This is a genomic window from Paraburkholderia sp. Clong3 (assembly GCF_050436485.1).
GTDB lineage: Bacteria > Pseudomonadota > Gammaproteobacteria > Burkholderiales > Burkholderiaceae > Paraburkholderia > Paraburkholderia tuberum.
In genome coordinates, this window is sequence record NZ_JBNDMH010000002.1 from 3,221,762 (window position 1) to 3,234,117 (window position 12,356).

General features: G+C 61.7%; 12 protein-coding genes and 1 tRNA gene. 4 read left to right on the forward strand and 9 right to left on the reverse strand.

Annotated features, from left to right (window positions below; translation table 11 throughout):
• Window positions 1–228: 228 nt before the first annotated feature.
• Window positions 229–2,319, forward strand: a complete 2,091-nt coding sequence (locus OKW30_RS18910) for a UvrD-helicase domain-containing protein (RefSeq protein WP_429347353.1) — start codon at window positions 229–231, stop codon at window positions 2,317–2,319.
• Window positions 2,320–2,439: 120 nt separating this feature from the next.
• On the opposite strand, the gene OKW30_RS18915 is transcribed toward OKW30_RS18910, so the two are convergent.
• Window positions 2,440–3,339, reverse strand: coding sequence for a c-type cytochrome (locus tag OKW30_RS18915; protein ID WP_184069823.1), 900 nt, complete (start codon window positions 3,337–3,339; stop codon window positions 2,440–2,442).
• Window positions 3,340–3,647: 308 nt separating this feature from the next.
• On the opposite strand from OKW30_RS18915, the gene OKW30_RS18920 reads away from it, so the two are divergent.
• The 3 genes from OKW30_RS18920 to OKW30_RS18930 all read left to right on the forward strand — a co-directional run bounded on the left by OKW30_RS18920 (window position 3,648) and on the right by OKW30_RS18930 (window position 5,336).
• Window positions 3,648–3,723, forward strand: a tRNA-Arg gene (locus OKW30_RS18920).
• A gap of 248 nt (window positions 3,724–3,971) precedes the next feature.
• Window positions 3,972–5,075 carry a hypothetical protein gene (locus OKW30_RS18925; RefSeq protein WP_429347354.1) on the forward strand — a complete coding sequence of 368 codons (1,104 nt, stop codon included), beginning with the start codon at window positions 3,972–3,974 and terminating at the stop codon, window positions 5,073–5,075.
• Window positions 5,076–5,084: 9 nt separating this feature from the next.
• The gene (locus OKW30_RS18930) at window positions 5,085–5,336 is read left to right on the forward strand and encodes a hypothetical protein (protein WP_429347355.1); all 252 of its coding nucleotides are present in this window, start codon (window positions 5,085–5,087) and stop codon (window positions 5,334–5,336) included.
• Window positions 5,337–5,795: 459 nt separating this feature from the next.
• Here the strand turns inward: OKW30_RS18930 and OKW30_RS18935 are convergent, their stop codons facing one another.
• The 8 genes from OKW30_RS18935 to OKW30_RS18970 all read right to left on the reverse strand — a co-directional run bounded on the left by OKW30_RS18935 (window position 5,796) and on the right by OKW30_RS18970 (window position 12,205).
• Window positions 5,796–7,124 carry a phage major capsid protein gene (locus OKW30_RS18935; RefSeq protein ID WP_429347356.1) on the reverse strand — a complete coding sequence of 443 codons (1,329 nt, stop codon included), beginning with the start codon at window positions 7,122–7,124 and terminating at the stop codon, window positions 5,796–5,798.
• Window positions 7,125–7,553: 429 nt separating this feature from the next.
• Window positions 7,554–8,033, reverse strand: a complete 480-nt coding sequence (locus OKW30_RS18940) for a hypothetical protein (protein ID WP_429347357.1) — start codon at window positions 8,031–8,033, stop codon at window positions 7,554–7,556.
• A complete protein-coding gene (locus OKW30_RS18945; RefSeq protein WP_429347358.1) occupies window positions 8,023–9,069 on the reverse strand; it encodes a hypothetical protein in 1,047 nt (348 codons plus the stop codon). Before OKW30_RS18945 ends, OKW30_RS18940 begins: the two co-directional genes overlap by 11 nt.
• Window positions 9,066–9,317: a hypothetical protein gene (locus OKW30_RS18950; protein WP_429347359.1), complete on the reverse strand. Its 252-nt coding sequence runs from the start codon at window positions 9,315–9,317 to the stop codon at window positions 9,066–9,068. Before OKW30_RS18950 ends, OKW30_RS18945 begins: the two co-directional genes overlap by 4 nt.
• Window positions 9,310–9,492 carry a hypothetical protein gene (locus OKW30_RS18955; protein ID WP_429347360.1) on the reverse strand — a complete coding sequence of 61 codons (183 nt, stop codon included), beginning with the start codon at window positions 9,490–9,492 and terminating at the stop codon, window positions 9,310–9,312. Before OKW30_RS18955 ends, OKW30_RS18950 begins: the two co-directional genes overlap by 8 nt.
• A gap of 296 nt (window positions 9,493–9,788) precedes the next feature.
• Window positions 9,789–10,577 (reverse strand): phage antirepressor KilAC domain-containing protein, encoded by a 789-nt coding sequence (locus tag OKW30_RS18960; RefSeq protein WP_429347361.1) that lies wholly within the window; start codon window positions 10,575–10,577, stop codon window positions 9,789–9,791.
• Window positions 10,578–10,591: 14 nt separating this feature from the next.
• Window positions 10,592–10,801 carry a hypothetical protein gene (locus OKW30_RS18965; RefSeq protein WP_429347362.1) on the reverse strand — a complete coding sequence of 70 codons (210 nt, stop codon included), beginning with the start codon at window positions 10,799–10,801 and terminating at the stop codon, window positions 10,592–10,594.
• A 102-nt stretch (window positions 10,802–10,903) separates the two neighbouring features.
• Window positions 10,904–12,205, reverse strand: a complete 1,302-nt coding sequence (locus tag OKW30_RS18970; protein WP_429347363.1) for a tyrosine-type recombinase/integrase — start codon at window positions 12,203–12,205, stop codon at window positions 10,904–10,906.
• Window positions 12,206–12,356 lie beyond the last annotated feature (151 nt).

Consider the following 12,356-nt stretch of genomic DNA (forward strand, 5'->3'; position numbering starts at 1 on the left):
GCAGCCCGTCGGGGCGTCCGAACCATCGAGGCATCCAACGAGGGCATCCAACGAGGGCGTCCATCGCGGTGGTCATCGCGGTGGTTATCGCAGTGGCCATCGCAGTGGCCATGTTAACATCGCACCTCCCGCGCGCATTGCGCCGCGCAGCATGCCCCGGGCCTTCGGCCGGCGCCACCCGCCGGTCCGACCTCAGCGGCCCTCAACCGCATTACCCATCCACAAACGATGTCCGCAGGCCTGAACCCCGCTCAAAGTGAAGCGGTCCGTTATCTCGACGGTCCCTGTCTCGTGCTCGCCGGCGCCGGCAGCGGCAAGACGCGCGTGATCACGCAGAAAATCGCGCACCTGATCGAAGCGAAGGGCTTCGAGCCACGCCACATCGCCGCCGTCACGTTTACGAACAAGGCCGCGGCGGAGATGCGCGAGCGCGTCGGCAAGCTGCTCGAAGGCAAGACGCTGACCGCACCCGGCAAGGAAGGCCGCAAGGTGCCCGTGAACCAGCTGACGGTGTGTACCTTCCACTCGCTCGGCGTGCAGATTTTGCGTCAGGAGGCGGAGCATGTCGGCCTGAAGCCGCAGTTCTCGATCATGGATTCCGACGACTGCTTCGGCATGATCCAGGAGCAGGTCAGCTCGACGGACAAGGGCTTCATCCGCAAGATCCAGTCGATCATCTCGCTGTGGAAGAATGGACTGATCATGCCCGAGCAGGCGATCGCGATCGCCTCGACCGAGGACGAGCATCAGGCGGCGATCGTCTATCGCAACTACGTGGCGACGCTGCATGCGTACCAGGCGGTCGATTTCGACGATCTGATCCGCCTGCCCGCCGAACTGTTCGCGAGCAACGAGCAGGTGCGCGACCGCTGGCAGAACAAGCTGCGCTATCTGCTGATCGACGAGTATCAGGACACCAACGCATGCCAGTACGAACTGGTGAAGCTCCTGGCCGGCAAGCGCGCGGCGTTCACGGCGGTCGGCGACGACGATCAGGCGATCTACGGCTGGCGCGGCGCGACCCTCGAAAACCTCGGCCAGCTCGGCAAGGATTTCCCGAACCTGCACCTGATCAAGCTCGAACAGAATTACCGCTCGACGGTGCGCATCCTGAGCGCCGCGAACAACGTGATCGCGAACAATCCGAAGCTGTTCGAGAAGAAGCTGTGGTCCGAGCACGGCATGGGCGACACGATCACGGTGACGGGCTGCAACGACGAGGAGCACGAGGCGGAGTCCGTCGTGTTTCGGCTGTCCGCGCACAAGTTCGAGCGGCGCGCGAATTTCCGTGACTACGCGATCCTCTATCGCGGCAACTTCCAGGCGCGCATCTTCGAGCAGGTGCTGCGCCGCGAACGGATTCCGTACGTGCTGTCGGGCGGCCAGTCGTTTTTCGATAAGGCCGAGATCAAGGACATCTGCGCGTACCTGCGTCTGATCGCCAACGCGAACGACGATCCCGCGTTCATCCGCGCGATCACGACACCGCGTCGCGGCGTCGGTAATACGACGCTGGAGGCGCTCGGCGCGTTCGCGGGTCAGGCGAAGGTGTCGCTGTTCGAGGCGGTCTACATGGGCGGCATCGAGGCGCGTCTGTCGCCGCGTCAGATCGAGCCGATGCGCGCGTTCTGCGACTTCATGCAGCGCCTGACCGACCGCGCGGAGAAGGACGCGGCGGGCACGCTACTCAATGAGCTGATGGAGGCGATCCACTACGAAGCGTATCTGTACGACGCGTTCGACGAACGCCAGGCGCAGGCGAAGTGGCAGAACGTGCTGGAGTTCATCGAGTGGCTCAAGCGCAAGGGCACCAAGGAAGAGCCGGAGCACGGCAGCGGCAGCGAAGCGACCGGCTACGACACCGCCGACGGCTTCGGCGACACCGGCAAGAACCTGCTCGGGCTGATCCAGACGGTCGCGCTGATGTCGATGCTCGAGGGCCGCGAGGAAGATCCGGATGCGGTGCGGCTGTCGACCGTGCATGCGTCGAAGGGGCTCGAGTATCCGCACGTGTTCCTGGTCGGCGTCGAGGAAGGCATCATGCCGCATCGGGGCGGCGCGGACGACGAGCCGATCGACGACGCGCGCATCGAGGAGGAACGCCGGCTGATGTACGTCGCGATCACGCGCGCGCAGCGCAGCCTGCATCTGAACTGGTGCAAGAAGCGCAAGCGGGCGCGGGAGACGGTCGTCTGCGAGGCGTCGCGCTTCATCAACGAAATGCTGCTCGACGATGCGCCGCCGCCGACACCGGAAGAAGCGCCGATGTCGCCGAAGGACCGGCTCGCGAGCCTGAAGGCGTTGTTGCAGAAGTCGTGAGCGGGCGGGACTGCAAGTGCCCGCCAGGTACGTTTGCTTGCGATTGCAGATAAAAAATCCCTGCATCGCGTTAGCGCATGCGGGGATTTTTCATTTCAGCGACGACCGATGCCGCGTGCTTTACTTCACCGCGCTGACCATATAGTCGACCGCGGCCTTCACGTCCGCATCCGATGCGTTCGAGCCGCCCTTCGGCGGCATCGCGCCCTTGCCGTGCAGCGCGTAGTTATAGACAGTGTCCATCGGGTCCTTCAGGCGCGGCGCCCATGCTTCCTTGTCGCCGAACTTCGGCGCGTTCAGCACGCCGGTCGCGTGACAGGCCTGGCATACCGACTGATACAGCGCCTTGCCGGCCTGCGAGGCGTCCGCGCTTTGCGCGCCACCTGCTGCCGGGGCGGGAGTCTGCGGCACGTTGGCCATTGCGGCCAGCGCCGCGGCGGCCTGGGCCGCGCCCGCATCCGATGCACCTGCTGCACCGGATGCCGCGGCCGCACCGGATGCCGCAGCCGCGCCCGCCGCCGGCTGCGCCGGCTCGGGGAAGCTCGCGCCCGAATTGTTCGCCATATAGACGACCGCGCGCGCGATCTCGAAGTCACTGTAGTCGTCGGGGCTCGTGCCGCCGCGCGGCGGCATGGCGCCCTTGCCGGACAGCGCGGTGTGCCACAGCGTGTCGAAGCCCTGCGCGATGCGCGGCGCCCAGTCGGCGGTGTTGGTGAATTTCGGCGCGCCTGCGGCACCCGACGCGTGACACGCCGAGCAGACCGCCTTGTAGACTTCCTCGCCGCTCTTGTAGACGCGCGGTGCGTTGGCGTCGCGGATCTCGACTTGGGCGATCGGATGGATGCGGGCGGTGACTTCGGCTTCGGAGAGAGAGTCGGTGCCGGCGCCGGTGCGCGTCGAATTATCGACGTAGACGGCGAGCAGAACGATGATGACGATCGGCACAGCAAACCCGGCGATGACCGCGGCGATAAGCTGTGCTGGGGTTTTGATCGGGGCTCCGTGTGGTGCTTCGCTCATGCTTGTCTCGTCTCCGTGGGTGTGTGAGCGGTACAGCGCGACGGCAACTTCTTGTTCTTTATCAGCCACGGACGATTATAGACGCAAGCTTTCGGCGGCGGCGAGGGGGCCAGGACGGTGTTCAGCAGGCGTTTACCCGGATCGGCATGGACGATGGCAGGAGTCGGGGAAGACGCTGGGATGGGCGTCGGAGGCCGTCCTGTGGACGGTTCGGCCGAAACCGGGTATCCTTGCGGTCTCTCGCGTTGGCGTCGCGTCCGTTCTGGTTGGCGCGCTTTCGCGTAGATTCCCCGCAGTTTTGTGGTGAAGCGCCCGTAGCTCAATGGATAGAGTACTGCCCTCCGAAGGCAGGGGTTGCTGGTTCGATCCCAGCCGGGCGCACCAAGCAGGACAAGCCTTTCCGCGATTTTTGTCACCCGTATGCCTTTTGGTGACCTGCAAGTAGGGCATCGAGAGGGCAGAGTCGGCTGAAAGCATCAATTAGCCCGCAGTCGTTCGACGCGGGCTTTTTTGTATGTGGACTTTTTGTGGACTAGTTCGGGGTTGTGCCGAATGTTCCGAAGTGCGGTTAGACTGCGATGCGCCGCTTCAATCGGAACGGACTGAATACAAAGTAAAAAGAGAGAAGACCTATGGCTACCGCGTTTGAAGCAGCGAGTTCCATTACTCGTTGGGCGCTTGCTCGGAACTTGATCGCTCCCCTTCCCGCTGGGATGGAGGAGGAGTATGTGGCAGGTGTGCAACCGGCGAATTTCGACGCGGAAACAGAGGATATTCTCCGGCGCCGTAGCATTGTGTCTATCGCATTTAATGACGCGTCGGCAGAGGTCTTGCTCTACACGTCAAAGCGGCTTTTCCAGCGCGAATTAGATGTCCTTCCTGACCTTTACGCGGACTGTCGTGTTACGTATTCGCACGGCGCTGTGGATGATTTGGGCAATGGAAGCGCGGTCGTCGCGCACGGTGCCTCATACGCCCTGTTTCAGGGCGCCAACGCTAGGTTTTATACCTGCGGATCATCCATTTCCCCGGGAAATGAAGCATCGGCAGGCACGTTGGGCGCTCTGGTTCGCGACGGAGCCGGAAAGTTGTTCGGGTTGACGAATAACCATGTCACGGGCGGCTGCAACCACTCGGAGATCGGTCTTCCGATCGTTGCGCCCGGCATCATGGACGTTTCCGCTGGCGCTCTTAATCCGTTTACGCTTGGAGTGCATGACCGAGTTATTCCCTATGCGCTTGGAACAAGCGGCAACGTCAGCATTGCAGACAATACTGATGCAGCTCTATTCGAAATAGTGGCGCAAGGTAGTATCAGTTCGATGCAGGGGACAATCTACGACACGCCCACGAACGTGGTCGCCCCAGCGGATGGAATGGTTGTCCAGAAGGTAGGACGGACTACCCGACATACGACCGGCAAAATTGTCGGGAGGTTTCTGCGGCCCATCCGTGTTGGCGCCAGTTCCGCGAGCAATGGTTTCAACGGGCATTTTTGGTTTCCGGGCGCTTGGATTGTCCATAGTGATACAAACAATCCATTCTCGGACAGCGGCGACTCTGGTTCCCTCGTCGTGACAACTGATGCGAACGGGGTAACGGCAGCAGTAGGCCTGATTTTTGCTGGTGGTCCGGATACACAGGCACCGGGCGGAAAGATGTCATGTATTGTCCCGATCGCCCCTATCTTGGCCAAACTCGGTGTAACCTTGGTTGGTGGCCACAACATCCAATGAGAGATTGCGATGACGACTTTATCGTATGAAGAGCTGGATAAGGTTGCGGACGATCTGCTTCAGCAACTACCGGCCTTCGCAAGAAATAGCGTCACCTTATCCACTCGCACCGTTGCCGGCGAGGACTACATAGTTGCCAGCCTTCCGGAGTCTTGCTCGTCAATCCGTAAAGACTTGCCAAGCGTCGTTGATGGTGTATCCGTTCAGTATCAGTTTGAGGGGCGGCTTCAGATGCTGTCCCGCCCGTCGGTCTGCTTCTGACTTCTAGAGCAGCCGTCAAAAAGCCGCCGATGGGGCGGCTTTTTTGTTTCCGCAGCCTGGTATCAAGAGCTCTGTTGCGCCGACCATTAACATTTCGGGCGGGCGCATTAACAGGTTTCAAGTGCCCCTTGTCCGCTCAACGCTACTCCGGATCGTGCTTTGCGCCGCTTTTCATGATTGTTAAAGGCTTTAACAAAATCTTGAAAAGGAAAAATTTTCTGCGCGTGCGGGAACGGTCGGTCCGAGGGGCCGGGGGTCGAAAAACTTATCACTCCCCCCGGCCCCGATAGCCTATCGCCGTACTGTTGCCATATGCCGTGTCTATTGATACCGGGTTTTCACCAATCCACGCACCAAAACGCGCTACACGCCGCCCGCGTCCGCTCACCCATACCAACCCATTGGCAGCGCGCCGCCGTGCCGGTGCATCACCGGCAGACAGCGCGCCGCCGATCGGCCTTACGAGATCACGCCTTCAATCACCGTGATTGCTTGCGGGTAGTTCGCCACCACGTCGAAACGGGCGTGAGCGATGAACGCGAGTTGACCGTTAGAACCCGGCAGCTCCGGCAGCAGGCGAACATTGAAGTTTTCTCGCATCACGAATTGGACAGTTGAAAAATTTCCGATGAACGCCAGCGACTCGTTAGCGCCAGCGCCAAGGTTGGTTGGAACGCCAGTGGACGGACGGCGCACCACGCCATCCAGCAGAGCCGGAGCGTTGAGCGGTTGGCCGAGCGTATCGACCAAACCAGCAAGGCCGGTCAGCGTGCGCGGGGCCATGATGATAGACGTAGGCGCGGGCGCGTCCGCGTCGAGTTGCGCTTGATACGCGGCCAGCATGTCGGAATGCTTGAACGCGGAGCCGGTTTGATTGATCTTCTGCACGTTCGTCATGCCATACAGGCCCAACGGCTCGGGAGCCGTACCTGAGCCAACCAGCGCGGCGCGATCGAACGCCTTGGCGAACGCCGCCGCGAGCGCTTGTCGCACGGCGCGGTCCATATCCACGGCATCGGCCAACAATTCACGGCTGATCGGAACCACGATTGCGAGCGAGCGCGGCGTGGCCTCCACCTTGCGGAACGTTGGGCCGCCGGTTGCCAGCGGGTCATTCTCGTTTCGCCATGCAGGCGTCGGCAGTTGGTCAACAGCGGCAAGGCTCACGCTCTTTGCAGCGCCAAGTGGCAGGATGCTAGCGCCAGCGGCCAACACCGCCGATGCGCTCACCATCGCGTCCAGAATCGTCGGCATGATGACGTCCGGCACCGCATAGCCGCCATCCGTGCCCACGCCTTCCGACAGGGCGGCGCGCACGCCGTCGCCAACCGACATACCAGCAGCGCCGCGAATGAATTCAGCGATACCAATACTGGCCGCCGGGTTGAACGCGCCGCGCGCCGATGCTTGAGCGCGCTTGCGATAGAACGCGCCGATTTGCGAGCCACGCAGGCCGGTCGATGCGTGGACGGATTGCACCTCGTCCGTGTCCGTACCCATTGCCTTGGGGTTGCCAAGGCCGCCCGCCATCTGAATCGCCATCTTGTCGATTGCCGCGCTAATGTCCGCGACTTCCAATGCAAGGCCGTCCACCTTCGCCTCTTGTGAGGCCTTGAAGCCTGCGAAAGCGGTGTTCATACCTTCGATGGCGGCCTTTACGCCATTCACGCCAGCATCCGCACGCACGGCAAACGCGCCGCGTTGGATTTCGCCAGTCTTGGCGTATGCGGCCTGAGCGGCCAATGCGTTGCGGATTGCCGATGATGCGATGTTCGTGTGGTGACCCATAAACTTAATACTCCTAAATTCAATTCGTTTAAACGCGGTAGAGATAGCGAGTTGCGCACCGCCTCGAAAGGTTGCCCGCACAGATTCGACGTGCGGGCGGCGCAACGCTCCGATAAAACACGCTCCGAAGAACACCCCCCAGCATCCGAAGTGTTCGCTTGGATTCGTATGCGCTGATGAGGATTATGAGGGGTGCGCTTCGGGGGGCCGCGTAGCCCCTGAATCGGGCGATTCACTACCAGCAGGTAGTGATACTTCCCCGTGTTTTTCTAGACTGTCACTCCACGGATCACCGTTGCGTTACCCGTTACGCTCACGTCCTTTCCTTGGATGCTCTCTTGCATTACTCGATCCTTATGGTGTTTTTATAGAGGGGCTGACCCTATATGGGCCCCGTGGTGGCCTTGCCACGATCCTGCCTGTACCTGCTTACCCCCGAACCTCCGGCGATCCCGCCAGCAAGCTCCCTTGCCCCGGATTCTCCTTTTTGGGGCGTCCCGGCCTCCGCTTTGGGATTGCCGCCGCTTTCAGGATTGCCCTGATAGCCTCGAATTCTGACTCGCGCGTAGCCGGGGTGCATTCAATCCGCTGCTCCGTAGCGCGCAGCGCAACCTTGGCGGCAGGCACTGCGCGCGCCGCCGCGAGGAATTGCGGGAGTGTCGGCGGCCATTTTGGGTTTTCTGCCTCGGCGCGGTCTGCAATAGCATCAACGTCCCGTATGCCCACGTCGCAGAACGCCACGGCCCACTCCTCGACCGCTAACTTGACGCCGATATCCTGTCCGTCCTCACACATTTGGCCGCGCTCGAATCGCGTTGTAGCGTGATTCCCGTATCGGCTTCGCCACCGATAAAAAAGCCTCCTCGCCTCGCCCAACGCATAGTCAAGCCTCCTTTCGTCAATGGACATTTGTGCATCCTCCGTGCGTCGTTGTCGCGTGCATCGCCGGGTTCCATCCACCGGCCAAGCTCTCAATCACGTCCAACTCGTTCACGTCCAACTCGTCGGCGCTCGCGCTAGACTCCGGCTCCGGCTCACCGCCCCCCTGCAAGCCGCCTTTTGCTGCGTATGCCGCGCGGGTGAATGTGGACTTGCCATTGCGCGCCGCCCACTCCACCGCCAGCGCCAGAGTGATTCCAGCGGCGTGCGCCTCACATGCGATGCCTTGCACGTCCCGAATGGTCACGTACTGACCTTTGCGGTTTGCCACCATCCCCTCCGCGTCCTCCTGCGCCGCTCCGAACTTCACCAATCGCGTAACGCTTTCCCGTTCGCTCAATGAAAACTCGCAGGTAGTTTCGGATACGGGAGCCGAAGGCGAGCGAGCGGCGGAGCCGCCGTACTCTATCTCCCGTTTTTCTAAGGTTTCTCTACTTCTATCTTGGGGGGCAATATTGCCGTGGCTAGGGGGGGCAATATTGCCGGGGGTGGGGGAGCAATTTTGCCCGTTGTGGGGGAGCAGTTTTGCCGGGGCGGATAATCCGCATCCATCCGAAAGCGGGACTGTTTCAGAGTTATCCACAGAGCCAGAGTCATGGTCGGTTTCGGTCGCGCTTTCTTGCTCGTCGTCGTGGGCGTCCGTGGATGCACGCGCGCCACCAGCTTGCAAATACTCCGCCAGCGTCGGCGGTCGGCTCGCAATCGTCCCGTCCGCGTTAAACACGGACTTAGCGCCAACCGGGCAGAGCATTTGATACACGGGGATACGCGCGGAGCCCCCAACCGTCTTATCGGTCTTTACGAGAAACCCGGCTTCAATCGCCACGTCCCGCGCCTTGCGCACAGTCCTTTCGTTTGCAATCTCCGTGCGTGTCATGAGCGTTTCCATTGTTGCCCACGTGGTATAGGAGCCGTTCGCGAGCGCCGCGAGCACGCGTAGCACGTGCTTTGCGTTCGAGCCGCCCACGGCTTGCTCCTCAAGCCAATATTCGGCCTTTGCGCTCATGCCGTTTCAGCCTCACATTCGGCGGCGCGCGCGGCGTCGTATTCCCGTTTGTACTCACCGAAGCTCTCCGCCAGTTCCTCGGCCATGTCGTGCGCCGTGCGCGCAAGGTCGCGGGCCAGTTCGGGGCGGTCTGCCAGTTCGGAGATTGCGAAATTCATGGCCGCGAGCGCAGCGAAGCTTGATTCCGCATAAGCGAGCATCGTTGCCACGTCGTCGGCGCTAAGGCCGGGTTCGTTGCGTTTAAACATGGTGCACGCGCTCCGCCGGTTGAAACGCGGCCAACTCGGCGAGCGCTTGGAGCGCGTCCGCCAGCATGTCGAGCGCGTCAAAGACGCTAGGAGCGAGCGCAGCAGCGCGAAGGGCGCTATTGGCCAGTTCGATAGGGGATTGGTTTTGCTCAGGACGAGCGGACATAAGGCGCATTGTGCGGCCTCCTTCGGTTTATTGGTTCCGCCCGCTTCCCGGTTCCAAACGGGGTGAGCGGGCACTAAGCAGGGTTGGAACACCGGCAACCGAAGAAACCGGCACGGCTTGCGCCGTCCCCGCCAAGGCCCGCCCATAGAAAGAGGCGCACGAAGGCGACACGCACAAAAAAGCCGCTCGGCGCGGCTGTGCGCTTCGATTGTTCGGGGTTCCACGCCCGCCAGCCGTTGTTTCGACTGGACTTGCAGTGTAAGTCCGGCGGCCTTCCGGATGCAACGTGTTTTTGCAGGACTGGATCAAGCGGCCTCCGCCATATGCTTCGCGAGCACGGCCAAACCCTTCGCAGTCACACGAACCTGCGTGGCGGCCTTCTCGGTTCCGTCGCCGCGCTGAATCGTCGCTACCTTGTGTTCAAGCACGCCGCGTATGATCGCCGGTTGATAGGCGGTCCACGTCGCTCCACGGCGGTAAATCCATTCGTGCTTCGCCAACCAGTCAAACAGGGATTTCGGCTGAATCTTGAGGCTCTTGGCGGCGTCCGTAATGCACATGGAGCCCTCGGCGGAGCCAAGCCTATCAAGGGCTTGCGCCTTTGGTTCGAGCACTGCAACCTGTTGTTGGAGTTGGAGCGACTGACTGGCGTGCGTTTGCAGCAGCGATAGCAGCGTGGCCGGGTCGGTCAGATTGAGCGGCGCGGGGCGCGCGCGGTCGCGGGCGTCACGAAACGCGGCAACCAAGCGCGCCTTTAGCTCCACCACGCGATCACTGTTGCGCACGAGCGTCAGGAGGAAATAAGACTGATCCTCGGTGAGAAGCGCGAATCGTTCGGGTTGCCCGCGCCCGCGTATTTCTGCGGTTTCAAACCGAAGAATTCCGAAGCGCTCAAAGTGCGGGCCGTGGTCCACGATCAGCTCTCGCAAACTCTTGTGGTCGTTTCCGAGTTGGCTTGCGATCACGCGGCTATCAACGCGCTGCTCGCCGCGTGACTCCGTGAGGCTAAGTGCGGTAAACTTCGCGTCGTGGTCGTTTTGCGAAGCCGTGGATACCTTGCAGGGGGCCACGGCTTTTGTTTTTGTGCTCTCCATATGCGCCCCCACCATTAGGCCCCCACCATTTGGGGCGCGGCGGCGTTCGTTTTCGCCTCAATCTCGCGCCGCCAGTCCGCAGCGGCCTCCTGGCTGATAAGGGTGCGGCCTCCGATCTTCATCAGACGCGGGCCTTTGCCCTCCTTGAGGAGCTTATAAAAAAAAGTGCGCGAGATTCTGCCGTGCGCTTCAAGGAATTCATTAACGGTGTACGTCGGTTTCATTGTCACGGCCCCTTAGTCAATCGTGTTTGCAAGCATCCGTTTGGATAACTCGATTATGCGGGGCGTGAAGAGTGAGGGCGCGTAGCTAGAATCCTCCGCCTGTTATGCCTGCCTCTCCGTGTTCGCATTGGCCGTGCCATCGCCCGGCGTCCGGTTTAGCTTCGCGACAGCCGCCGACAAGTGCTCTGGCGCAAGGTGCGCGTAACGCAGCGTCATCGTAAGGTCGGCATGGCCCAGCAACTCACGCACGGTGTTGAGGTCCACCCCTGCCATCACGAGCCGCGATGCGAAGTGGTGGCGCATGTCGTGCCATCGGAAATTCGCAATCTTGGCGTCCGCCAGCAGCTTTTTCCATGCAGTTTTTACGTCCACGCGCACGCCGCCGGACGCACTCGCGAAAACAATCCCGTGTTCTGTCTGCTGCGCGTGCCACGCCTTGAGCGTCGCTAGCGCCTCATCGTTGAGCGGAATGTGTCGTTGCTTCCCTGACTTCGCGGACGTGTCGATTACGGTCAGAATCGCGCGTTCAAGGTTGACGTGTTGCCAGTCGAGTTTGAGCAGTTCGCCTTGCCGAAGTCCGGTATTGATCGAAAGCAGCACGGCGGGCTTGAGGTAGTCCACGAACGCCGCACCGCGAAGCTCCGGCATCAGCTCATAGCCTCGCGCCGCGCGCCATGCGTTCGCGCTCTCACGTCCGCCGCGTTCGCGCTCCTCCCGTGCGTCGAGCGCCGCGCGGAGCCGGGTTTCCTCGTCGTCCGACAGCCAACGCACCTTGCCGCTCGGAGCCTGCAACGCCTTGACCGTGGCCAACGGATGCTCCGCGATCACGCCCCACTCCACGGCACGGGAGAACAGGCCGCGCAGCGCCGAAAGGTCGCGGTTGACCGTGGCCGCGCTCGCTCCGGCCTTGAGGCGGGCGGACCGCCATTTCTCAATGATCCACGCGTTGAAGTCGCCCAACGGCTTGTCGAGCAGGTGAGCGAATGACGCACGTAGGCGCGCGAGCGTCGCGGCGCTGCCCCGAGTGTTGGCTGCCAGCCAATCGCCGTATCGGTCGCCTATGAAGGCCGCCAGTGTCGGCGTGCCAATGACTTTCTCGGCCTCCACCCGGCGGCGGCGGCGCTCCAGCACGTCCGCCGTGGTGTCGCCGCGCTTGTCCACGTCGCGCAACTCAACCTTCGCCCGGTCGCGCATCGGCTTGGGCTCCTCGCCGGGCCAGTAGCCGATAACGCGCCGCCCCTGCCGCCCGTCCGGTTTCGTCCATCGGATCGTGTAGGCGACACTCCCGGCGGGCGTCACCTTGACGACGAATCCGCGCTCTACCGAATCCACGAACTCCTGATACTTGCCGTTCGCCTTGATTGCCCGCATGAATTCGCGGTCGATTTTGAATCTCTGCCCCATGCTCTATCCCCTGCGAAGAAGGCAAAAGTATAGGCTAGGGCAAAACTAGGGCAAACCTCGCGCCGAACAGCAAAATACACAGACGAACGCTGTGGAACTAAGTCATTGATTTTAAAGGGTGTAAAAAACACCCGCGCACCCCCAAAAACAC